Raw genomic sequence first — 24,042 nt, forward strand, 5'->3', positions numbered from 1 at the left:
GATTTCTGCAGTCAAAAACGACGCGAGTCAAATATTAGCTTAATTTGTTCTTCTCCCATCCAGACTTTAACTGTCGGTGCTAGACTCACACTAGCTCCACCGCGATGTACGCGGGTCACGGACTTCAACCCTTAGGTTGTCACCGTCGGTCAGGAATTACACCCTGCCCCGAAGAAACCGTATTCAATTACTTTAAGAATAAGCGATAGCTTACCAAATGTCAATAGTAAAAGTTATAGAAAAATACACTTTATTAATTAAAGACTAACTAAGTCCTTTGGCTCTAGTCTTTTAGCTTAATAACATTTTCCAATCATTTAAACTTACTGGTAAATTATTATTTTTAATAAAATACTTTTTAAATGCCTTAGTAAATGTCAACTGCTCCTGGTCACGATGCTGATAAATATCCTTGAGTGTTAAGCAGGCAGTTACCGCTAAATTAACAACCAAAATGATTAATAAGCCAATTAATATATATATAAGATAAAGCATCGTGCTACCCTCCAGTAATTATTTTATAAATTGTATTACTTTAATAATACACTAAACGATAATCGTGAAATTGTCAATCATTTTATATAATCGCTTACATTATTTTTTCAAAAAAAGAAGAGTCTGTCATTTTAGACTCTTCTTTTAAACTCTAATATAAATATTTTTTAGTAGCTTCTTTGGGATCCATGCCCGCCCGGATCTTCAATGACAATTCAATCGCCACATCAGCAATAATCGATTGTGGATCAATCACATTGTACGGATGATCTGGCGCTTTTTCCTGAGCTAGCGACAATTCCGTGCAGCCAAGTAAAATCACATTACAGCCGTACTTATCGTGCATTAATTGCAAAATATGATGGTATAGCTCACGATTGACTACACCCTTTTCCTTGATATTAGAATATATCAGTTCAGTGACCAGCGGCTGAATTTCTGGACCGCCAAGCTCAACTTCACGCCCAACTGCCTGAATTTCATCAGCGTACAAGTGGTCATAAATCGAACCTTCAGTGGCAATTACTCCTATTTTGGGTTCATCCGGATACTGCTCGATAAACTGATGCACGGCAATGCGCATCATGTGCAAAAACGGAATGTCCGTCAACTTAGCAAGGTCATCATAAAAATAATGCGCGGTATTACATGGCATAACGAAAAAATCCGGTCCTAATTTTGCTTGTCCCAAAACATCAGCGCGCAAATCAACCAAGCAATTAGGTTGGGTATGATCCTTGATATACGCTGTTCGGTCAGGAATTTGCGCGTCATTAACCAGAATATAATTCAAATAATCCTGATCTTTCGCAATTTTTACCCGATGATTTAATAAGCGGACAAAACTTTCAGTCGCAATCGTTCCCATACCGCCAATAATACTAAAAAAATGCTTCATGTTTCTGCTCTTTTTACTTATTAAAGTGCTCTTTTTGACCTTCCAAGTTATCAATAATCTGTTGGGCAACAACAATATCAGATGGGTATGGGGTGTCAATGCCACGAACCTTTTGGAAACCATCCGCACCCTTACCACAAATTAATACCACATCACCAGAATGAGCCATACTGATAGCATCATGAATGGCCTTGTTGCGATCAAGTTCAATTGTTACATCAACCTTATCATGATCAATGCCCGCATTAATTTCCTCAGCAATCTCCTTAGGATCTTCAAAACCCGGATCATCTGAAGTCAAAAACGCCTTATCAGCATATGCATTCAAACTCTGACTAAAACCGGGTCTACGTGAAACACCCTTATCACCGGGAGCCCCGACAACGACAATAATTTTCGGATTATTAAACTCGCGTTGCATAAAGCCCATTAACGCCATCATTGATGCCTTATTATGGGCATAGTCAACAACTACAATCCCGTGATCCTTAGTCACTTCCGTTTGCATTCTGCCCGGAACAGTAACATCACTAATTCCCTTAGCGGCAGTATCATGATCTAAGCCTGCTAGACCGGCACCAATAATTGCGGCTGTACCGTTTGACTCGTTAAAGTCACCCAGCATCTTTAATTGATAATCTCCAGCAATCTTTAACTCTTTAGCCTTATCGGTAGCACACAAAACTTGGAAGCGCGTTTCCGCCATATCACTTTCTTTTGAAGCAAAGCGAAAGTCGATAGGTGCCTTTAAATTAGGATTAGTAAATTTTTCATCTGCAAATAAATAAATACTATCAGGATCCGTTGTCGTTGTTGCCGCGGCATAGATTTCGTCAAAATGATCACTTTGCGCGTTAATAATACACTTACGCGCATTAACCATTAATTGCAGTTTGCAGTGCAAGTAATCCGCAAAGTTCGGGTGCTCATTTGGTCCAATATGATCTGGCGAAATATTTAAGAAAAAGCCTAAATCATAAGTTAAACCAAAGACCCGGTTCTTTTTATAAGCTTGACTAGAAACTTCCATCACCAAATGCGTCATGCCATTATCAACAGCTCGGCGCATGTCACGGAATAAGTCGAGCGACTCCGGCGTTGTCAAACTTGACTTGAAGGTATCTTCAGGTTTAGTCCCAACAACATCATTAACCGATGAAATCAGCGCGGTCTTGCCGCCATTAACTTGGTCTAGCATCCCCTTAATAAAGTAAGCTGTTGTCGTCTTACCCTTTGTTCCCGTGATGGCCACAACAAATAGGTCATCTTGCGGAAAGCGGAAAAAGGCAGCTGACAATAATGCCATTGCTTTAGAAACATCACGCACAATTAACGCGTGCATCCCCTTGCCTTCTGGATAAGGCTGCTCAGCAACGTAACAATTAGCTCCATTGTCCTTAGCCATTGATAGGTAAGTCGGTCGAAAACCCGCACCCTTGCAGAAAAACAAGGTGTTGGTCTTAATATCGCGTGAATCATACGAAACATACTCCATTTTGGTTGCGACCGTATCTTGAACAGCACTTGATTTCAACAAGTGATGTTCTTTCAAAATTAAAATACAGGTATTTAAGGAAATACTCATTCTGTGCCCCTCTGTTTTTTTATCTCAGTCAAAATTATATCATAGCTAGCCGATTGTTTTATCATTCTTTAAGTCCAGTGGCAATTGAATGATAAAGCTAGTCCAATTATCGTCGGATTCACAGCGAATTTTACCGTGATGCAAATCAACAATGCTCTTAGTAATTGATAAGCCCAAACCTGTCCCGCCAGTCTGAGTATTACGGGAAGTTTCCACACGATAGAAACGCTCGAAAATTTTCTTCAGCGATGCCTGCGGAATCTTCGCGCCGTTATTTTCCACACGAAGCTCGACTTCATTATCATTTACTAAATTAGCAATTAACTTAATCTGACTTGCGCCAGTACCATATTTGAGTGCATTAGCAATCAAGTTGTTATAGACTCGGACTAACTTTTCTGGATCAGCTTGAATTGTCAGGTCTTGGGGACGAACTTCAATTTGAAACTCGATGTTCTTGTTCTGCGCTTCAAATTCAAACCCCGCCTCCACCTGTTCCAACATTGAAAAAATGTGCAACGGCGATAAATTCAATTTAGTTGTCGTTGACTTAAGCGTTGTATATTCAAGTAAGTCATGTGCCAGCGACTTCATCTGTTCTGCTTTAGTATAGGCAATATCCAAATATTTTTGCTGGTCTTTTGGATCCGATACCCCCGTTTTTAGTAGACCCAAATAACCAATAATCGATGTCAAAGGTGTTCTAATATCATGCGAAACATTACTAATTAGTTCATCTTTAGACTGCTCAATTGCCTTTTCTTCATTAATCGCGGTCACCGTACTGTCAACTAAGGAATTGATTGAATCAATCACCTTTTGCAGGTCTGTTTTAACTTTAAAAGAAATGCAGTGGTCAAAGTGCCCTTGAGCAATATAATGTAATTCCGAAATTACGTGACGTAGTTGCATCTGGTGGTAGCGGCGAATTAAGCGCCAATAAAGTACCAACAAATCCCCAGCACCCATCAGCAGCAAAAAGGTGTGCTGCCATGACCACAAATGCCGCCCGCCATAAAGAGTAATGGTTTCCTTTAAGAAGTAAATGCCATTAATCAGGTTCTTGTCGCGCAAGATGGTCAAATTAACCAAAATAATGATTGATAAGTTAAGTAGCAGTAGCAATACAACCGTAATGACGCCTTCAGCAAACAGTTCGCTCTTTTCTGCAGCCGTTAACTTGACGCGTTCTTTTTTCATTTAATTAAGCCTCAACCTTATAGCCAACCCCCCAAACGGTCTGGATAACATCCTCGCCGCCTGTAGCTTTTTGAATTTTATCACGTAAGTGTGATACGTGAACCATGACTGTTTTAGCTGAAACAATCGATTCTTGCTGCCAAACACGCTCAAAAATTTCGTCAGCAGAAAATACCCGGTTAGGATGACTGGCTAGTAAGTACAAAATGCCAAACTCTAACGCAGTCAACTGAATGTCCTTGCCATCAATTGTCTTAACTTCATGTGAATCACGGTTAATCACCAGTGGTCCAACTTCCAGAACATCTGGCTTTTCATCCTTAACCTGCTTTTGACTGCGGCGTAAGAGCGAGCGTACCCGCGCCATTACTTCCAGCGGATTAAATGGCTTAGACACATAATCGTCAGCGCCAGTGATTAGTCCTTGAATCTTGTCCATATCACCAGTCTTAGCTGAAACAATAATAATTGGAATATCAGAATCTTTGCGCACTTCTTTAATGACATCAATTCCACTCATATTTGGCATCATCACGTCCAAAATCATTAACGCAATATCTGGCGTGGTCGTCAGACGCGTGATTGCTTCCTTGCCGCTATATGCCGCAACTGGCGTGTAACCCTCATTTTTAAGATAAATACTCAACAACTCAACGATTTCTTTATCATCATCAACAACCAAAATTTTCATAGGGCATATCCTCCCCTGTATTTAATTTCTATAAATAATCGTGCAATAAAGCCTATGCCTAATATTTTAATCATTTTTAAGGCTAAAACCTACTAATCAGGCAGAATTTTATCTTTTTATTAAAAAAGAGCTGAGAAACTCTCAACTCTTTGAAAAAATTATTCAATTTCTTTCTTACCAGTGTATAACTCGTAGTAATAGCCCTTTTCCTTAATGAGCTTGTCGTGATTGCCGGCTTCAATAATATGACCGTGGTCAAGCACGAGAATTAAGTCTGAGTTAACGATTGTGGATAATCTGTGGGCAATAACGAAACTCGTCCGACCAGCAAGGAGGTTATCCATCCCAGCTTGTACCAATTTTTCGGTTTGCGTATCAATACTTGACGTTGCTTCATCCAAAATCATCACAGGTTCGTCCGCAATCATTGCCCGAGCAATACTGAGCAGCTGCATCTGTCCTTGAGACAAGTCACCGCCGTTACCATCAATTACTGTCTTATAACCATCATCTAAATGATGAATAAATTCGTTGGCATGTGATAAGCGTGCTGCTTGGTAAACATCATCATCACTAGCTTCTGGATTACCAAAGCGGATGTTATCCATGATGGTACCCGAAAACATGTGCGTATCCTGCAAAACGATTGATAATGACTGCCGCAAGTCGTCCTTCTTAATCTTAGTAATCGGAATTCCGTCATAAGTAATTGTTCCTGACGCGATTTCGTAGAAGCGATTAATCATGTTCGAAATCGTCGTCTTACCAGCACCAGTTTCACCAACTAAGGCTACTTTCATTCCCGGTTTTGCATCAATTGAAATGTTATACAAAATTTGCTTATCTGGTGAATAACTAAAGTTAACATTGTCAAAAACAATATGACCCTTTACTCTAATTTTCTTAACTGAGCCATCCTTTTGCGGTACATTCCAGTACCAAGTGCCCTTAACGTCTTCATCTTTAGAAATTGTAACATCACCGTTATCAACTTCAACTGGTTGATCTTCTAATTGGAAGATTCGTTCAGCACCAGCCAAGGCCATCACGATTGAGTTCAATTGCTGTGAAATCTGCGCAATCGGCATGGCGAATTGCTTGGATAATTGCAGGAAGGCACCGATCACACCAAGTGATAATGGCGCAATCTTGTTAATAGCAACTGCTCCACCTAGAACTGCGATAATAACATACAATAAGTTACCAACATTCCCCATAATCGGGAATAAAATTGTGGAATAAGTATTAGCTTTACCAGAGGCATCCCGCAAATTTTCATTGTATTTATCAAAATCAGCTTCAACTTCTGGTTCATGACTAAAGACCTTAATAACCTTTAAGCCATTCAGCATTTCTTCGTTATAACCGTTAACTTGTCCCAATTCCTTTTGCTGAAGTTGGAAGAAGTGTGATGAGCGTGTAGTTAAGAACTTAACGATCCCGATTGATAAGGCAAAGATAATCAACGTAAAGATAGTTAACTGCCAACTCAAACTAAACATTGCGGCCAAAACAAAGACCAAGTTCAAAGTTGAGTTTATAAATTGCGGAATTGATTGCGAAATCATCTGCATCAAAGTATCGATATCGTTAGTATAACGACTCATGATGTCGCCATAGTCATTTTGATCGAAGTATGAAATTGGTAATTGCTCCATGTGAGCAAACATTTCATTTCTAACTCTGTATTGCGTCTTTTGTGCCAAAACAGCCATTAAAACAGCAAACAGGTAGTTAGAAATAAAACCAATTGCATAAACACCAAACATAACTTCAATCGCATGAAGCAGCGGCATAAAGTTAGGTTGTGACTGCTTTAATAATGGTGTGATGTAATCATTAATCAGCCGTTCAATAAACAGCGATCCTAAAACGTTAGCACCAGCCGCCAAGACAATCGCAATCATTGATGTAATGAGCATCCATGGACTAGTAGTTGCGACTAATTTAAGTAACCGCCACAGAGTAGTGGAACGCTTACCTCTTTTATTGGCATTTTTATTTTCTATTGCGTTATCCAAATTGCTCACCTACTTCTTTTGCTCTTCTTGGAACTTAGCAATTGAACTGTAAAGCTCGTTGTTCTTCATCAATTCATCGTGGGTCCCAATATCTTGGATTTTGCCTTCATCCATTACAACAATACGGTCTGCATCCTTAATTGAAACAATTCGTTGTGAAATGATAATTTTAGTTGTTTCCGGCATATTCTTGGCTAATGCCTCTCGAATTTCACGTTCAGTCTGGGTATCAACGGCTGAAGTAGAATCATCCAAAATTAAAATCTTTGGCTTCTTTAGCAATGCACGAGCAATCGTAATTCTTTGCTTTTGACCACCTGATACGTTGGTGCCGCCTTGTTCAACCATTGTATCGTACTTGTCAGGCATTTCTTGAATGAAGTCATCAGCATGGGCTACCTTAGCAGCTGCAATCACTTCTTCATCAGTTGCATTCTCGTTACCCCACTTCAAGTTGTCCTTGATTGTACCAGAGAACAAAACGTTATTCTGCAAAACCATGGCAACATTATCACGCAAGGTCTTCAAATCATACGACTTAACATTGTGACCTGAAACACGTACAGCACCAGAATCAGTATCATAAAGCCGCGGAATCATCGATACCAGCGTCGATTTTGACGAACCTGTCTTACCAATCATGCCGATGGTTTCACCCGGCTTAATATGCAAATTAATGTCACTTAAAGCCAATTCCTTATCATCGTTATTGTACTTAAAGTTAACGTTATCGAAAATCACTTCACCATTATTAAAGTGCGTTAATGGCTTATGTGGATTTTCAATCGATGGCTTTTCATTAATAACATCAGCAATTCTGCGACCACTAGCTCCAGAAATAACTAATTGAGTAAAAATCATTGCCAAGATGTTTAAACTGTTTAAAACAGAATTGGAGTATGAAAACATAGAAATTAACTGACCGGTTTGCAAACCGCCGCCAACAATTTCCTTAGCACCAAACCAGCAAATTGCTAGATTGGAAATATTCAAAACAGCCATCACGACCAGTGAGTTTAGCGACATAATCTTTTGTGCTGTTGAGAATAACTTGTAAATAAAACCCGATGATTTTTTAAATTCAACAGTTTGTGGTTTTTCTTGAACATAAGTCTTTACTTCGCGAATACCACGAATGTTTTCCCGAACTACTTGGTTCATTCGGTCATAACCCTTAAAAATCCGTGGGAAGTATGGATATGCACTCTTAATGATAATGGCCAATAATAGAATGAAAATCGGTGCCAGCACGACAAAGATTAATGACAGTTTCGGACTAATAATAACTGACATGATAACTGACACAATCAACATCATCGGTGCCCTAACCGCAATTCTGATGAGTATTTGGTAGGACATCTGAACGTTGTTAACATCTGTTGTCATCCGTGTTACTAAACTGGCACTCGAAAACTTATCAATGTTTTCAAATGAATAATCTTGAACATGGTAAAACATATCTTTACGCAAATTAGCGGCGAAGCCGGCAGAGGCGTGAGCTGACACGTAACTGGCACTAGCTCCTAAAACCAGTGAAACAATCGTCAAAACCAGAAGAATTGCACCCCATTTGGTAATGTAGGCCATGTTCCCCTTCATAATTCCGTTGTCGATTAAGATACCAACTAGATACGGGATTAACATTTCAATGATAACTTCACCCGTGACAAATAAAGGCGACAGTAAAGACTGTTTCTTATACTGTCGAATTGATTTACGCAGTGTGTTAATCATTAAATACCTCTTTCTTTTATGTTAAACAATTATATTTTCATACCTGCAAAAAGCTTCAAAAAAGGATAAACAGACGCAAATTACCTGTTTATCCTTTTTAGCATTTGATAGTTTAGTATACTACTTTTATAAACAAAAATCACATTATTTGCTTTTTGCGGTTGGCGTAAAGACTGAACCAATAATCTGATAATGCCGCCTAAAGAGCCAACGTAACCCGTAAGCAATTACCGCCACAATAATATTGCCAGCACCAGACAAGACTGGGTTAATTACACGTAAAACTGGCATTGACAAAACCCAAATAAGAACAAAGAGAATGACTAACATCGCAACCATACCCAAAATTAACTTAGTCCACGGAATTTTCTTGTTCTTGGTCTGAGCTGGGATCACCCATTCATTATACTTAGTCATGAAGATGCCCATCATAGCACCAACAACTAAAAGCGTTAAAATACCCATCTGCGAATTTTGTGCACTTGTTTTTTGGTTAGTCTGAAACAGGGCAATTATGCCAAACAAACCAACGAAAATCGCAATATATAATAGAGCACTATCAACGGCATATTGCCAAAATGGAATATCTGCCGCTGTCCGTTTTTTCGGCTTTAACATATCAGCCGCCTTTAATTTAGGAGCCATATTGTAGTAAGTGCTGGCAGGGTGACCATGATGTTGTGCGACTACTAATTGCGGCAACAACTCATCAATCTTACCTGCAGCTTCAGTTTCACTAAGCTTGCCTTGAGTTTCCAATTCTTTTTGCAAACGAAAAACATAATCAGCATTCTTATTGCTCAGTTGCTTGCGCAAGTCTGCCGGCTTTAGTTGCTTAACTTGGTCATCCTTGTTCTTACTTTCGACCTTGTCCTTCAACTTTTCCTGCTTATTAGTATCGATTTTTGCTTGTTCTGCTTTTTTTTCTTCTTCTGCCATTATTTTGTCCTAAACGTTAAATCTAAATTCAATAATGTCGCCGTCTTGAACTTCATAATCTTTACCTTCAAGGCGTAATTTACCAGCTTCCTTAACCTTTTGCATGGTTTCAAATTGATCTAAATCACTATAAGAAACAACTTCAGCCCGAATAAAGCCACGTTCAAAGTCTGAGTGAATAACACCAGCAACTTGTGGTGCCTTCATCCCTTCATGGAAAGTCCAAGCACGAGTTTCTGGACCACCAGCCGTAAAGAATGTCCGTAATCCCAATAGATGATAAGCTGCTCTAATCAAACGGTCAAGTCCGGATTCAGTTACCCCTTCTGCTTCCAAGAATTCAGCCTTTTCATCATCTTCAAGACCAGCAATTTCTTCTTCAGTCGCAGCTGAAATCCCCAGGCATTCTGCATTTTCACTTTCGGCATGCTTTTTAACTATTTGGTAAAATTCATCACTTTCAGGATCAGCCATTGAGTCTTCAGCGATGTTTGCCACATAAATCACTGGCTTGTCAGTCAAGAGGAAGAAGCCTTTAACTAATTTTTGTTCATCTTCAGTAAAATCAATTGACCGAACTGCTTTACCATCTTCTAAGACTGGTTTAATCTTTTGCAAAACAGCATATTCAGCCTTGGCTTCCTTGTCATTTTGTTGGGCAATCTTCTTTACCTTATTAATCCGGCGGTTAACGGCATCAAGGTCGGCAATTGCGAGTTCCAAGTTAATAGTATTAATATCTTCTTCAGGATCAACTTTACCAGTAACAGAAGTGATGTTATCATCTTCAAAAGCACGAACAACGTGGATAATAGCATCAGTTTGGCGGATGTTCTCAAGGAACTTGTTTCCAAGACCTTCACCTTTAGAAGCACCCTTAACTAGTCCCGCAATATCAGTAAATTCAAAAGTAGTGTGCACAATCTTTTTAGCTGGCACAAGTTCCTGAATCCGGCTAAGCCGCTTGTCTGGTACTTCAACCATCCCAACGTTAGGTTCAATCGTGGCAAACGGGTAGTTGGCCATTTCAGCTCCAGCTTTAGTAATTGCATTAAATAACGTGGACTTCCCAACATTCGGCAAGCCGACAATCCCAGCAGTTAATGACATCTTTTTCCTCTTTTTCTATTTAAAATTATTACTTATTCTTGTTTAAAACCTGGTCTGATAATTTCAGCTTTAGGAACATAAAATTCTTTTTTACTATTGACCGGATCATTTGCTTTAGTTAAAACTTTTTTCAAATTATGTGTAAACTTGCCGCGGGGCATCAATACCACATGCCCGCAGCCCATGCACTTGAGTCTAATATCTGCACCGAGCCGTAAAACTTCCCAATCATTCACCTTGCAGGCATGGGGCTTTTTCATCTGGACAGTATCAGCTAAATTATAAGCGATCTCCTTATTCATCAAGATCAACTCCCAAAATATCAAGAATCCGGTTCAGTTCGTCAACCGAGCTAAAGCCGATTGACAAGTGCCCCTTGCCCTTCTTGCTCTCTGAAATATTGACACTTGAGCCTAATTTATCAGCCAATTGGTGTTCGCTGGCCCGAATAAAGGCGGATTTATGGGTGGTCTTCTTGACCGGCTTTTTCGCGTTCAATTGTGCTACCAATGCTTCAACTTTGCGCACTGGCATGCCTTCCTTAACAACCTGCTTGGCAACTTCATCAATCTTATCCTTGTTCTTTAGCCCAAGCAGTGTTCTTGCCTGACCCATTGATAATTGCCCATGTTGCAGTAAGTGCTTCGTCTTGGTTGGCAAGGTCAATAACCGCAAGTAATTAGCAATATACGGCCGCGACTTGCCCATCCGTTTAGAAACTTCTTCTTGCGTTAAGCCCAGGTTCTTTTGCAGCATTTCGTACGCTTGCGCTTCCTCAAGTGGGGACAAGTCCTCACGCTGCAAATTTTCCAAAACGGCAACTTCCATCATTTGTCCTTCGTCAAAGTCACGGACAATTGCTGGCACAGTCGTTTTCCTGGCTAATTTTGATGCCCGAAAACGACGTTCACCCGCAATAATCTCATAGCCATTAACCGACTTACGCACAATAATTGGTTGAAAAACACCATTTTCTTTAATTGAATCTGAAAGTTCCTTTAAGGCTTTGTCATCAAAATTCTTACGCGGTTGGTACGGATTAGGGCGAATTTGACTTAGGTCAAGGTCGAGAATTTCTTCTTCAGTTTCTTCAACCTGTGGTTCATCCTCAAATAAGGCTTCAATCCCGCGGCCAAGACCGCCTTTTTTCTTTGGTTCGTTATTTCTTGAGTCTCTTGCCATTATTCTTCAGCACCTCTTTTGCCAAATCATCATAAACCTTTGCGCCACGTGAATTAGGGGCATATTCTGCAATCGATTGACCATAACTTGGCGCTTCTGCTAACTTGGTAATTCGCGGAATAATTGTCTTATATACCTTTTTAGCAAAGTATGATTGCACTTCCTTGACTACCTCGGCACCTAAATTAGTCCGGGCATCCAGCATTGTAAGTAGAACACCTTCAACACCCAGATCCTTATTAAAGTGCTTTTGGACTAAACGAATTGTGTTTAGCAGTTGGCTTAGTCCTTCCATTGCATAATACTCACTTTGAACCGGAATCAAAATCGAATCCGATGCCGTAAAGGCATTAATTGATAACTGACCCAAGGACGGCGGACAATCAATAAAGATAAAATCATAATCGTTGCTGACAACATCAATCGCTGATTTTAAGCGCGTCTCTCTTGCCATCATACTGATTAGTTCAGTTTCGGCACCAGACAAATTAATTGTTGCCGGCACCAGATCTAGATTTCTATTTGACGTATGAAAGATGGTATCTTTCAACGGCACGTCATTAATCAGTACACTATAAATATCATCATTAATTTCTGACTTTTCAATCCCTAGTCCAGAAGTTAAGTTTCCCTGCGGGTCAATATCGATAATCAAAACATGATAGCCACGCTCAGCAAGAGCAGCCGACAAATTAATTGTCGTTGTTGTCTTACCAACGCCACCCTTTTGGTTAGCAATCGAAATCACTTTTACCATTTTGCTCCGCCTTCCTAATTTCTTTTCAACTCAATCGTAATCATATAGTCGTTAGGATCATTGTTTTCCTTAACTTTGACCTTAATGCCAGATTCCTTAGCCAATTTAACCGCCTGCTTAATCGTATTAATCTGTACCTGCATGTCTTTAGGGATGCGACTGGCAGCTCTTTTGGTTTGCTCGGCCCGTTCTTGATCCTTAACCTGCTTTTTCTTATTAACAAAGTAGCCGTCGACATCTTTAACGATTTTTTCGGTATCACTAACGTTTAAATTATTAGCTAAAACTTCATCTAAAACGCGACCTTGGTCCTTTTCACTAAGACCTACAAGACAGCGCCCATGACGCGGCGATATTTGCCCATTAGCTAGGTAGCTCTGCACCTTAGGCGTTAATTTTAATAAACGTAATTTGTTAGCTACATATGATTGTGACTTACCGATATTTTTAGCCAAAGTTGTTTGCGTCAAGTTGTTTAACTTCATCAAATTATCGTAAGCTTGGGCTTCATCAATCGGGTTCAAATCCTCACGCTGTAAATTTTCAATCAAAGCAAAAGAAGCAGCCTGACTATCATCCATGTTGTTCACAATCGCTGGAATGGTCTCCCAAGCCAAGTGCTTAGCCGCACGATACCGCCGTTCGCCAGCAATAATCTCATAATTATCACCCTGCTCGCGGACAATAATCGGCTGTAAAAGTCCATCCTTATCAAGAGTTGATGCTAATTCACGAATTGACTCATCCGAAAATTCACGCCGTGGTTGGTAGGCATTGGCTTTGATTTTAGTTAATTCAATATCTTTAATTTGCTTATCTTTAGGAATATCATCATGATGTCGTAAAGAAGAAAAGATTGACATATCGCGTCCTCCTCTATTAATGGATTGGTTTTCGGTGCGGGGTACCCGCCTGCCGCGGATATTTCTTAGGTGTTGACTGCAATTTTTGAACAAGAATCAGTGTCCGCTCTTCGTCACTTTCGGGCAGCGTTAATTCTTTAACTTCAATCACCTTACCGCCCAATACTTTAACTGCCTTTTGACTGTCCTTTAGTTCGCTTTCAGCCTTGGGACCCTTTAAAGCAACAAAGTAACCGTTTGTTTTAACCAGCGGCAAGCAATATTCGCTTAAAACTGCCATGTTAGCAACCGCGCGCGCTGTTACTAGGTCAAACTGCTCACGGTACAACTTATTTTGCCCGACATCTTCGGCTCGGCCATGGACTAAGGTTACGCCCTGTAAGTCCAACTTGGTAACTAAATCTTGCAGAAAGGTTAGTCTTTTACCTAGCGAATCAACAATTGTTACCTGCAATTGCGGCATTAAAATCTTTAACGGAATTGATGGAAAACCAGCACCAGCACCAACATCGCACAAAGTGGCATTTGGTTTAAACACTGAGCTAAAGACAAATAGCGGCGTGATACTATCAAAAAAATGCTTTAAATAGACATCTTCTTGGGCAGTAATCCGCGTCAGATTAACGTGCTCATTCGCCGTCACCAAGTTGGTAAAATAAAGTTTAAATTGTTTGATTTGCTTTTCACTTAACTTAAAATTATGTTTTGATAATTCTTGGACAAATTGTTCAGGATTCATTTTTCACCCGTGAAACCTTGTTTCACACTCTATAAATTTAACGCCAAAAACAGCTTATTGTAAAGCCATTACATCTCTTTAATTATGAAGTATTTTTAGGCAATCGTCAAAGTCTAAATGCGCAAAAATAAGCTATAATATTCGACAAAGGAGATAACCATGATTGTTACTTTAATTGTTTTAGCCTATTTAGCTCTCAAAACCTACAAGGGCTACCAAACAGGCTTTACTAAATTAGTTATTAATTTAATTTTTGCCGCGATCGTTTTTATCGTTGCAATTTTATTTCAAAACCCACTGGGTAACTGGCTCTATGGTCAAATTACCGGGAAAAATATCCAAACCACTTTAACACCGGGCACGAATTTGATTTTATTCCGCTTCATTGCCTTCTTTATTTTGTTATTTGTCGGCAAAATGGTAATTAAAATTTTTAAGGGTTGGGTACCAAGCAAAAATCCACACGCGACTAATTTCGGCAGTATTTTAGACGGTGTATTAGGTGCCATCGTTTCCTTTGTTGCCAGTTACTTTTTTGTTTATATTATTTTATCAATGCTTAACACCCTGCAAAACCCATGGTTCATCCAGCAAACGCTTGATTCATCATTCTTACGGTTTATTATTTATAACACTCCAGGATTATCAAATGGCGTATTCAACAGTATTTTCAGTATCAGTAGAACAACAGCATAATTTTTGTTATCAAGATTTAGAATTAACACAAAAGGACAAGACGTTTTTACGCTTTGTCCTTTTATTTAATCTATTTTAAGTAACATAAATTAAAAATTAACGCTAATTGACTAATTTTTTATTTATGTTTATCAAAATTGTCATATTCAACATGCTCATCATTATAAACAAAAATTGCACCCACACGGTCTGGATCATCATGCCAGCCCGCTATTGGATGCCCAGCAAAAAACAGCCGCTTACACTCAATTTCAGCTTCAACCGAGTCTTTAGTAAAGGTGGTCACCCCAGCCAAATCAGTTTCTACTGGGTAGCCAGTCCGCGGGTCAATTAGGTGGTGGTACTTGTGACCATCAACAACTAAATACCGTTCATACGTACCACTAGTAACTGCTGAACATTTAGGTACCATAACTGACGTAATATTGTTGCCCCGCTTTTCTTTAGGATCTTGAACACCTACTGACCATTGACCACTAGCACGTTTAGGTGAATCACCGACCAGTAGAATGTTCCCGCCAAGGTTAATAATACCAGCATTAACACCATAAGCATGCCAAAAATCGCGAATGCGATCCGCAATCCAGCCTTTGGCTATTCCACCAAGATCAAGTTCCATGCCTTCCTTAGTTAAAAAGACAGCTTGGTTGGCATCATCAAGAACCACATTAAACGGATCAATTAATTTCATTTTTTCTTTAATTTCCGCATCAGTTGGCACATGAGCGCCTTTAAAGCCAATTGCCCACAACTTAACCAGTGGTCCAATCAACGCATTAAAGCCAAAATTGGCTTGGCTTTCTTTGACTGCTAACTTAATTAAGCCGTAAGTTGCGCTTGACACCTGGACTGGGAATTTTCCCGCAGCCTGATTAACACTCATTACTTCAGAGTGATCACGATTAACTGTTAATAAGTCTTCATAATGATCGATTAAATCAAAGGATTTATTAATTATGTCTTGGTCATGTGTACCAAAAATTTGCAGCGTAATGGCTGTACCCAAAGCACGATGGCGACCAACTGCTTGTTCTAATGCTAAGTCATCAATCATTGTTATTCCTACTTTTCCAAATACTTGTTTCTAATATCATCTTGAACTTGCGGCGTAATCCCCACTGCTTGTTCAAGATAAGTGTCTAAACTGCCATATTTTTCATCAATTGTAATCAGACTGGTGTCCAAAAACGCATCACTAACTGAGCCCAAAACACGCATATTAGCCCGAAACTTGTCATTTTCACCATTCTGCTTAAACTGGCGATCACGAACAGCGCGATAATCATTTAACATATAATTGGAATATAAATAATCCTGGCGAATCGTTTCAGGATTAACCCCTAAAATATGCAAAATTAATAGCGTTACTAGACCTGTCCTGTCCTTACCCTCCGAGCAATGATACAAAATTGCCCCTTGATCTTGATTAGCAACTAATTCCAAAATTTGGTGAAAACTATCCTGACTGGTCTTATTTAAAATATGTTTGCGATAACGCCTACACATCATCTTCAACCCAGCATACTGATCCTGACGATATTTCGCCTTGTTTTCTTCTATTTGGCTGCCGCCACCAGAAGTATTATCTTCAATTCCTAGCGGCAGTTGATAATATTCAACGCCTTCGACTTCTTGATCAGGATTAATTTTACATTCTGCCGGCGAGCGTAAGTCAATGACTTTTTTTAGACCATAATCCAGCAAAAACTGTTGGTCTTGTGCCGTAACTTTACTAATATTACCCGTCCTAAGCAAACGACGCATTTTTATTTTGCGATTTTCAAAACCACGGTAACCGCCTAAATCACGGGGATTACGGACAGATGCTACTGGTAAAACTACAGGATCAGACATGTAAATACACTTTCTAGCAAAAAAAATAACCGGATAGTTCTCCTATCCGATTATTTTACTCTATGCCAAGCATTCTAGCAAAACTTTATTTGGTTGCTTGCTTAACAAAATTGAAAAAGTTATCCATCATGCCATCTAATGATTTAATGGTAGCTTCATCAGTTAATTCGCCAGTTTCTTTATCAAATTTATCTGCGGCACCGCCGATTAAAACTTCATTACCTGGCAAAACATTAGCACTCATATCTGGTGAAAGTAAGATTTCACGAATATCTTCTTGAGCACGACTAGAACCTTGCATACCGTATGAAGCACCAGCAACGGCAACTGGCTTCATCTTCATTACATTAGGACCAGCATGTGAACCAAGCCATTCCAAAGCACTCTTTAATGGAGCTGGAATAGTGTGATCGTATTCTGGAGTAGTAATGATAATACCATCAGCTGACTTGATGTCTTCAATCCAAGCCTTGATCGTATCATCAGCCATTTGCGTTCTGCAGAATGGTGTCAATTTATCAATTTCTTTTACTTCAATTTCAGCCTTATCACTGTAACGCTTAGCAATGAAGTTTGCTAAAAAGCGGTTATATGAAAAGTCTGCATTTGTACCAACAATTGCTAATAATTTCATTCTTGGTCCTCCTACTTAGTAACTTGTGCGTACCATTCGTCAACTTCGTCAAAGAATTGACCTAAGAATTTAACAGTGTCTTCATCAACAAGATCACCATTAGCATCAAATTGTTTTGGTCCGTTACCCATCATAAACTCGTCATCATTAAAGACAACTGCTTTAAAACCAGGAGCAGTCAATAAGTTCTTTAACCGGCTTTGTGAACGTGCAGCACCTTGTGGCATTGGTGAAGTTGAAACAATTACAACTGGTTTCTTAGTAAATGGATGAGAAGTACTTGATAACCATTCAAGTGCACTACTCAAAGCACTAGTAACTGAGTGTTGTTGTTCAGGAGAACCGATTAATACTAAATCAGCTGCTTCAATTTCTTTACCAAGAGCAGTAACTGATTCAGGTTCATCTTGACCTTCTTTAAACATTGGCAAGCCCTTTACAGTTGCCAGTTTAAAATCATATCTATCAGCAAAATGCTTAGAAATAAACTTAAGCAATGCTTCATTAAACGAATTATTGGCATTTGAGCCAGATAATGCTAGGATTTTCATAAAAACCCACCTTTCAAAAAAACTAATTTCTATAATTTATTATAGCCTATATGAGATTTTTTGAACATTAACCTGCTCTTTTATTTATCAAGCCAAACAAATATAATATAGATGCTTTGCGCTAATCATTAATAAGATTAAGCATTGATACTTTTTCTTTGCTTCTTATAATCTTTCACGTCAAATAGCGGAATCTTCTTACTTTTACTCAGCCAATCATTTAAAATCGCATCATTAATTTGGGCTGTTAAAACATTAATAACTTGGGTACGCGAAAAAGTAGCAATTTCATTAACAAGTAGTGAAGCAATACCTATTGTGGTAATCCAATTAGCGACAACAATATTCACGATTTTTTCTTCACTATAATCAGTGTCTTGGTATTGGTCATTGAATTTTTTGACGCCCAAATCAATCAACATGTTGGAAATTCGCTTACTACCTAATTTGCCGTCCACAAACGTCGCCCGAAAAAGATTTTGATGTTTTTGAGCATAGTCAATATAGGACAAATCCATATCAATCAAGGGTTGACCCGTATATTCTTTTTGCAAAACATTATCTTGTAAGTTTTCCGCAATTTTATCTAGTACTTCTTCCTTAAGTTCATCCATACTACTAAACTCAAGATATAAGGGCTGTGTTGAAAAATGCCCTTCTTTTGCGATATTACGTGCCGTCAAGCTTTCAACGCCATCTCTAATTATCATTTTGTAGGCAATATTTAAAATCTTGTCTCTTCCTATTTCTTTTTTTCTCGCCATCGTTTTTCCCTTAAAACTTTCAAAACTATCCATTCGAATGCTTAAGACTGGTTGGTCAATTTAGTACTGCTAATTAAATTGAATACTTATCACTTATTATTTTCTAAAAATTGATCATAATAAGACGAAACCATCTCACTTACTTCCGATTTGCTCAACCCTTGAGAAGCACAAAAGGAAAAGAAAGCTGCCGATAAAATATACCCACGTTCACGATCATCTGTTAATTCATCCGAAAACTGAATATTGATACTTTGATTTTGATAATCTGTTGTTAACTCAATTGATTTATCTTTTGGTACTTCGTTCATTTTTTGCCTCACTCTAAATTAACGGCTCATCACTTAATTATAATCAATAATAATCACGTGATTTTCGCACAATTATATAACAATTAAGTACACATCAATTCATGGCTCTTAGTTATTTTATGATGAGTATGTATCCTTTATCTATCAGTACCATCAGCGCTTTCAATATTAACCTAAAAATCTCGCTTAAAATCGCTGTGTTCTTTTATCATGCTAAAAATAACAAATAAGTCATATATTAACTAGGATAATAAACTTTAAAGCTCTTTGTCAAGAACAACTTTTATAGAATATAAACAAATAATTAACTTTAATAAATAATAACAACAAAAGTAATAAAGTAAAATGTGGTAATTTTCAAAAAAAGCGCATTAACTATCTCTATTTTTCTATAATCAACAAAAAAACACACAATTCTTTTATTGATTAAAGCATTGTGCATTTTTATCAAAGATTAAATAACGATCATTTTGTTTGTGTCATTTCACCATCCATCATCTCGTAAATATGGTCGGCATATTGCTCTAAACGAGGATCATGAGTTACTAGTAAGACTGCCTTGTCATAATTTTTGGCCAAATTTTTAAATAATTGACCAACCTCGTCAACATTCTTGCTGTCCAAAGATGCTGTTGGTTCATCCGCCAGCAAAATTTCCGGATTAGCATATAAGGCGCGGGCAATTGCGACTCGTTGCTGCTGACCACCGGATAATTCACCAGGATACTTATTAACTAAAGCTGTAATTCCTAACTGCTTTAGCAATTTTGTCAAAGTAGCCTGATCGATATTGCCCTGCTTTTTAACTCGATCAACTAATTCAAATTGCTCCTTGACCGTTAAAAATGGTACTAGGTTATAAGCTTGCAAGACAAAACCAATCTGATTAAGCCGCAGATGGTTACTTTGCTTAGTCGTTAAATGAGCAATATTTTGCCCGTTAATTAAGACTTCACCAGATGTTGGCTTTTGCAGTGAACCCGCAATGGTTAAAAAAGTACTTTTACCAGCACCAGATGGACCCATAATTAGGACAACTTCACCTTTATTAGCCGTAAAATTAATATTCTTAAGTGCCTTAACTTCCGCGGCACCTTTACCATAAATTTTTTGGACATTTTTTAATTCAATGACTGCCATCTTATTCACCTATTGCCTTTGCTGGATCTACCTTCAAAATTGATCTAATTGGAATTAAGCTGCCGATAATTCCTGTCAAAAGCATTCCGCCAGCACCACTCAACATAATTGCCGGCGTGAAGCTCATTGGCACAGCGGCTGGTAAGGCTTTTGCAGTCAATAACATTGCGGCTAGGCCAATTACTACCCCAACAACCACTAAGATAACTGCTTGACTAACTGTTGCGTTAACCAGCGTACCGCTAGGAATTCCTTGCGCACGCATCACCGCAAAGTTATGCATCTTTTGCATCGTTAGGATATACATGAAGACGGCAATAATAATCAGTGAAATCACAAAAAGAAAGCCAATCATGAGCTCAAAGGTCATATTCTGGGCAGTATAACCTGGAAGCTTATTAATAAAGGTTTTAATTGGGTAAGTCTTGCTGTCGGCATGATGATACTTGTAATTAGAATTACGGGAAATGATTGCCGAAGCCTGCATGTCAGGCATTCCTTGGCGCAGCGTCTTCCACGAATTAAGCGAGCCATAAACAATTGGCGCAATATTAATCTTGGCATTCTTGGCAAAGCCGACTATCATATACTTTTTCTTAGAACCATTTAATGCCAATTTATCGCCAAGCTTGTAGCCCTTAATCTTAAAGGTTTGGTCAGCAACCACTTCCTGCTTGGTTTTAGCCTTACGACCAGCAATTATTTCTTGGGCATGATAAATAAACTGATTCTTTTTAAGACCAATAAATTGAGCGGAAATCTGCGGCCGTTTCTTATTCTTAACAACTACCGCTGTTTGCCCAACCAGCGCCTCATTTTTGCCAATTGTGGCATTTTTCAAGTCAGACTTGGTTAATACCGACTGGTTCATACTAACATTGGCATTTTTATTCAAGACCACTGCTTGTGCGTCCCATGATTCTAATGCCTGCGTATTTTCACTTGCCAGACCAATTGATAGTGACGATAAGATAAAAATCAAGTAACTGATTAAAAAAATCATCAAAACAATTAGGCCATAACGCAATTTTTCTCGTTTAATTTCTTTAATTGCTAAAAACATTAATTTGACCCCTTCTGTAATAGTTCTAAACTCGCCTTAAAACGAAGCAAAATGTCGTCTTTTTGACTAGGATTTGTGAGCACAGCTCGAATAGCAGCGTGGCTTAAGACCATCGCGCTCCAATTCTGCGGACTTAATTCTGCCTGCTTAGCAGTTTGCGCCGGCTTTGCCAGCATGCTTTCGTTATATAAAACATGCATTTTGATTAAGAGTGCATACTTACTGGCATGTGTTTTTTCAACAAAATTGACCACATTCAGATAAAAAATCTGCGGCTCAAACTGAGGCGTAACCTTGATATCGGCATGAATTTCGCGAAGTGCCAGCCCATATAAATAACTGTAAGCATCAAGCAAATCTGTAAAATATTTATAAAAGGCCCCACGAGCAATTTGTGCTTCCTTAACAATTCGTGCCACCTGTGCTTCTTGAAGTGGATAATGACTAAATTCGCTAAGCAGCGCCTGTGTAATGAGGTCTTTTTTTACTTGCGGCAAGTTGATAAAAGTTGCCTTGACCATTCCGTTACCACCCTTTTCTAGTTAAGTGACACAGTGTCACTTTTATAAAATGATATCAGTATCAAACTTGCATAGTCAAATATTATGCAAATAAAAAAGATCCATAAGGATCTTTTATAATTTATTAAAGCGCTAATATTTGATTATAATAGTTAATGCGTGGTGTATGGTCACGGTACGAGATTTTAGCTAAAGCACAGTTTTTCATTGTATCAAAGTAAGTAAAATCACCATTGGTAAAATAATGCGCGAACATCATCCGAATTAACGTGCCATGACAAACCACCAACACTTTTTTACCAGCATAATTTTGCGTGAGATCATCTAAAAATTGCCCGCAGCGATTATTTAATTCCTCATTGCTCTCGCCATGCGGGGCATATTTGATGTAATTCGCATTCGCCTTACCCCAAGGATCAACGGCATCAGGATATTTTTGACCCAATTCTGTTAATAATTGCCCATCCCATTCGCCAAAGTTAAATTCGACTAAGCGTTTATCAATCTTGATTTTCTTTTGCCCCTTGGTGAAAATCTGTGCAGTTTCAAGTGCCCGCTTCATTGGACTTGAAAAGACGACATCAAACGCAGATGGATCAAAATGAGCCGCGGCTTTTTCGGCATAGGCACGCCCCGCCGCGTTTAAGTCCTTATCAAAACGCGAGCCCTGAATACGCCCCGTCTTATTTAAATCAGTTTGACCATGACGAACAAAAACAATTTCCATACTTAAACCTCACCTATCAACTAGGTATATTTTACTATTAGTCTGGAATAATTAACACCCACTTACCGTCTCTTAAAATCAAATTCTGTCCGAAAAACATAATTAGCGGCATTACTTTCTTCTGGGATAAATTGAAAGCCAAAATCACTAAAGTCCTGTAATTGCTCAGGCTTAGTCAGCTGATTTTCCGCAATAAAGCGCGTCATTTCGCCACGCGCCATTTTGGCATGCACACCAACAGTCTTCCATTGGCCATTCTTTAACTCTTGAAAATCAATGTTAATCATGCGCCGCTTAGCTGTTAAATATGGCCTGATATTTCTGGAATATTCTTTAGAGGCCAAATTTATTAACACTGTTTCATCATTAAATAAATTATCTGCAATCGTCGAGCCCCAAAATTTATACAAATTCGGCTGCTCAAAACCAATTACTTTATTCTTCATTTCTAAGCGATACGGCCACACACCGTCAAATGGCCGCAAAACGCCATATAAGCCCGATAAAATCCGCACCTTGTCCTGCAAATAATCAAGTGCAGGTGTAGTAAACAAATCGGCTGCCATGTATTGATATTGGATGCCGGAATAAGAAATAACCGCCGGCGTTAAATTATCACTCTGCTTTAAATCAAGTTGTGCAATCTGCTTTTGCCCTTCTTTAGCTGTTCGTTCACTTGACTGCCAGATAGCCTTTAATTGCTCTAAACTGCAGCTTTTTAAGTATCCTGCTAATTGCTCAGCTTGCGGTAAGAATTGCGGCGTTGACCGGACTGGAAAAGCTTCACGGTCAACTTTCATTTTCATGGCTGGTGAAATAATAATTTTCATTTTTCGTATTTTCCTTCTTTTAGAGTTAAACTTAATATTATTATATCTAAGGAGAGATTCGATGAATCCTGATTTTGCAATTGTCTTAAATTTTAAACTAACTAACCCCGAAAAGGTCAACGCTGACTTACTAGTCAAAACCGCACGTGATATTGGTGCACGCGCCGTCGCAGCTGATGGTGCCCAAGAAGCTTTTCAAGCTGCCTGCGCCAAGTACACGATTGCCCTAGTTAACGAGGGTCTTGGACAAAGTTATCTACCAGATAACGTAATCGATGCAATGATGAAGCAGCGTGAAGCCGGCAAAGCCACGGTAATTAATTTGACCGTTGCAGACAACGGTGAATTAACCGACGAAAGTAAAAAACTTTTAACGCCAATTAATGACTGGATGCACATGTTTGGTCATGCCTTCAATGAAAGTGAGCCTTGCGCAATCAGTGCTGACGGCGATAGTTTTGTATTGCAAAATCGTCACATGCATTATCAAAAATATGTTTTCGTCAAGCAGCCATTGCCAACAAAGATTACCATTACTGGTCTAACACATGAACCTAACCGCGTTGAATGGATTGAAAAGCGTGTTGACCTTAAGTTCACTTATGAAGATAACACACTGATAATTGACTTAGCCGAGCCAGTTGAAGAATTTCCTTGGCAGGTTCTACGGATTCAAGAACACCGTCCTGAAGATGATATTCTTGAAACCAAATTCTAAATAACGAAAAATACTACGT

General features: G+C 38.8%; 27 protein-coding genes and 1 riboswitch. Of the genes, 2 read left to right on the forward strand and 25 right to left on the reverse strand.

Annotation, left to right across the window (positions count from 1 at the left end; all coding sequences use genetic code 11):
• Window positions 1-43: 43 nt before the first annotated feature.
• Window positions 44-180, reverse strand: a riboswitch (FMN riboswitch).
• 111 nt (window positions 181-291) lie between these two features.
• The 14 genes from PT281_RS05565 to rsmG all read right to left on the reverse strand — a co-directional run bounded on the left by PT281_RS05565 (window position 292) and on the right by rsmG (window position 14,214).
• Window positions 292-495 carry a hypothetical protein gene (locus tag PT281_RS05565; protein ID WP_277152750.1) on the reverse strand — a complete coding sequence of 68 codons (204 nt, stop codon included), beginning with the start codon at window positions 493-495 and terminating at the stop codon, window positions 292-294.
• A gap of 151 nt (window positions 496-646) precedes the next feature.
• Window positions 647-1,393, reverse strand: coding sequence for an amino acid racemase (locus tag PT281_RS05570; protein WP_277152752.1), 747 nt, complete (start codon window positions 1,391-1,393; stop codon window positions 647-649).
• A gap of 13 nt (window positions 1,394-1,406) precedes the next feature.
• Window positions 1,407-2,978 carry a UDP-N-acetylmuramoyl-L-alanyl-D-glutamate--2,6-diaminopimelate ligase gene (locus PT281_RS05575; protein WP_277152754.1) on the reverse strand — a complete coding sequence of 524 codons (1,572 nt, stop codon included), beginning with the start codon at window positions 2,976-2,978 and terminating at the stop codon, window positions 1,407-1,409.
• Between the two features lie 45 nt (window positions 2,979-3,023).
• The gene (locus tag PT281_RS05580) at window positions 3,024-4,178 is read right to left on the reverse strand and encodes a HAMP domain-containing sensor histidine kinase (RefSeq protein ID WP_277152756.1); all 1,155 of its coding nucleotides are present in this window, start codon (window positions 4,176-4,178) and stop codon (window positions 3,024-3,026) included.
• Window positions 4,179-4,182: 4 nt separating this feature from the next.
• Complete coding sequence (locus tag PT281_RS05585; protein WP_277133269.1) at window positions 4,183-4,869, reverse strand: response regulator transcription factor; 687 nt, start codon at window positions 4,867-4,869, stop codon at window positions 4,183-4,185.
• 158 nt (window positions 4,870-5,027) lie between these two features.
• Window positions 5,028-6,890 carry an ABC transporter ATP-binding protein gene (locus PT281_RS05590; protein WP_277152758.1) on the reverse strand — a complete coding sequence of 621 codons (1,863 nt, stop codon included), beginning with the start codon at window positions 6,888-6,890 and terminating at the stop codon, window positions 5,028-5,030.
• A gap of 9 nt (window positions 6,891-6,899) precedes the next feature.
• Window positions 6,900-8,624, reverse strand: a complete 1,725-nt coding sequence (locus PT281_RS05595) for an ABC transporter ATP-binding protein (protein ID WP_277152760.1) — start codon at window positions 8,622-8,624, stop codon at window positions 6,900-6,902.
• A 144-nt stretch (window positions 8,625-8,768) separates the two neighbouring features.
• Complete coding sequence (locus PT281_RS05600) at window positions 8,769-9,563, reverse strand: DUF1129 family protein (RefSeq protein WP_277152762.1); 795 nt, start codon at window positions 9,561-9,563, stop codon at window positions 8,769-8,771.
• A 9-nt stretch (window positions 9,564-9,572) separates the two neighbouring features.
• Window positions 9,573-10,673 (reverse strand): redox-regulated ATPase YchF, encoded by a 1,101-nt coding sequence (gene ychF / locus PT281_RS05605; RefSeq protein ID WP_277152763.1) that lies wholly within the window; start codon window positions 10,671-10,673, stop codon window positions 9,573-9,575.
• A 32-nt stretch (window positions 10,674-10,705) separates the two neighbouring features.
• Window positions 10,706-10,975, reverse strand: a complete 270-nt coding sequence (locus tag PT281_RS05610) for a DUF951 domain-containing protein (RefSeq protein ID WP_277152765.1) — start codon at window positions 10,973-10,975, stop codon at window positions 10,706-10,708.
• Window positions 10,968-11,855 carry a ParB/RepB/Spo0J family partition protein gene (locus PT281_RS05615; RefSeq protein WP_277152767.1) on the reverse strand — a complete coding sequence of 296 codons (888 nt, stop codon included), beginning with the start codon at window positions 11,853-11,855 and terminating at the stop codon, window positions 10,968-10,970. Before PT281_RS05615 ends, PT281_RS05610 begins: the two co-directional genes overlap by 8 nt.
• Window positions 11,833-12,612, reverse strand: coding sequence for an AAA family ATPase (locus PT281_RS05620; RefSeq protein ID WP_277152769.1), 780 nt, complete (start codon window positions 12,610-12,612; stop codon window positions 11,833-11,835). The genes PT281_RS05615 and PT281_RS05620 overlap by 23 nt, the downstream gene beginning before the upstream one ends.
• A 14-nt stretch (window positions 12,613-12,626) precedes the next feature.
• Entirely contained in the window at window positions 12,627-13,475 is an 849-nt protein-coding gene (noc, locus tag PT281_RS05625; RefSeq protein ID WP_277152771.1) for a nucleoid occlusion protein, read from the reverse strand.
• 16 nt (window positions 13,476-13,491) lie between these two features.
• Entirely contained in the window at window positions 13,492-14,214 is a 723-nt protein-coding gene (gene rsmG, locus PT281_RS05630; RefSeq protein ID WP_277152773.1) for a 16S rRNA (guanine(527)-N(7))-methyltransferase RsmG, read from the reverse strand.
• A 159-nt stretch (window positions 14,215-14,373) separates the two neighbouring features.
• Between rsmG and PT281_RS05635 the strand changes: the two genes are divergently transcribed.
• Window positions 14,374-14,910: a CvpA family protein gene (locus PT281_RS05635; protein WP_277152775.1), complete on the forward strand. Its 537-nt coding sequence runs from the start codon at window positions 14,374-14,376 to the stop codon at window positions 14,908-14,910.
• Between the two features lie 118 nt (window positions 14,911-15,028).
• Here the strand turns inward: PT281_RS05635 and PT281_RS05640 are convergent, their stop codons facing one another.
• From PT281_RS05640 to yaaA, 11 genes are all read right to left on the reverse strand, one after another.
• The gene (locus tag PT281_RS05640) at window positions 15,029-15,964 is read right to left on the reverse strand and encodes an FAD:protein FMN transferase (protein ID WP_277152777.1); all 936 of its coding nucleotides are present in this window, start codon (window positions 15,962-15,964) and stop codon (window positions 15,029-15,031) included.
• 8 nt (window positions 15,965-15,972) lie between these two features.
• Window positions 15,973-16,764, reverse strand: coding sequence for a tyrosine-protein phosphatase (locus PT281_RS05645; protein ID WP_277152779.1), 792 nt, complete (start codon window positions 16,762-16,764; stop codon window positions 15,973-15,975).
• A gap of 85 nt (window positions 16,765-16,849) precedes the next feature.
• Window positions 16,850-17,398, reverse strand: coding sequence for an NADPH-dependent FMN reductase (locus tag PT281_RS05650; protein ID WP_277152781.1), 549 nt, complete (start codon window positions 17,396-17,398; stop codon window positions 16,850-16,852).
• An 11-nt stretch (window positions 17,399-17,409) separates the two neighbouring features.
• Window positions 17,410-17,949 carry an NAD(P)H-dependent oxidoreductase gene (locus tag PT281_RS05655; protein WP_277152782.1) on the reverse strand — a complete coding sequence of 180 codons (540 nt, stop codon included), beginning with the start codon at window positions 17,947-17,949 and terminating at the stop codon, window positions 17,410-17,412.
• 137 nt (window positions 17,950-18,086) lie between these two features.
• Window positions 18,087-18,713, reverse strand: coding sequence for a TetR/AcrR family transcriptional regulator (locus PT281_RS05660; protein WP_277152784.1), 627 nt, complete (start codon window positions 18,711-18,713; stop codon window positions 18,087-18,089).
• An 89-nt stretch (window positions 18,714-18,802) separates the two neighbouring features.
• A complete protein-coding gene (locus tag PT281_RS05665) occupies window positions 18,803-19,024 on the reverse strand; it encodes a hypothetical protein (protein ID WP_277152786.1) in 222 nt (73 codons plus the stop codon).
• Window positions 19,025-19,489: 465 nt separating this feature from the next.
• On the reverse strand, window positions 19,490-20,164 hold the full coding sequence (locus PT281_RS05670) for an ABC transporter ATP-binding protein (RefSeq protein ID WP_277152787.1): 675 nt from the start codon (window positions 20,162-20,164) through the stop codon (window positions 19,490-19,492).
• 1 nt (window position 20,165) lies between these two features.
• A complete protein-coding gene (locus tag PT281_RS05675; protein WP_277152789.1) occupies window positions 20,166-21,227 on the reverse strand; it encodes an ABC transporter permease in 1,062 nt (353 codons plus the stop codon).
• Complete coding sequence (locus tag PT281_RS05680) at window positions 21,227-21,748, reverse strand: TetR/AcrR family transcriptional regulator (protein ID WP_277152791.1); 522 nt, start codon at window positions 21,746-21,748, stop codon at window positions 21,227-21,229. Before PT281_RS05680 ends, PT281_RS05675 begins: the two co-directional genes overlap by 1 nt.
• A 124-nt stretch (window positions 21,749-21,872) precedes the next feature.
• Window positions 21,873-22,475, reverse strand: a complete 603-nt coding sequence (locus tag PT281_RS05685; RefSeq protein ID WP_277152793.1) for a histidine phosphatase family protein — start codon at window positions 22,473-22,475, stop codon at window positions 21,873-21,875.
• Between the two features lie 62 nt (window positions 22,476-22,537).
• Window positions 22,538-23,305, reverse strand: coding sequence for a peroxide stress protein YaaA (yaaA, locus tag PT281_RS05690; RefSeq protein ID WP_277152795.1), 768 nt, complete (start codon window positions 23,303-23,305; stop codon window positions 22,538-22,540).
• A gap of 61 nt (window positions 23,306-23,366) precedes the next feature.
• Between yaaA and PT281_RS05695 the strand changes: the two genes are divergently transcribed.
• A complete protein-coding gene (locus tag PT281_RS05695) occupies window positions 23,367-24,023 on the forward strand; it encodes a hypothetical protein (RefSeq protein ID WP_277152797.1) in 657 nt (218 codons plus the stop codon).
• Window positions 24,024-24,042: the final 19 nt, after the last annotated feature.

The organism is Lactobacillus sp. ESL0701 (assembly GCF_029433445.1).
Taxonomy (GTDB): Bacteria; Bacillota; Bacilli; order Lactobacillales; family Lactobacillaceae; genus Lactobacillus.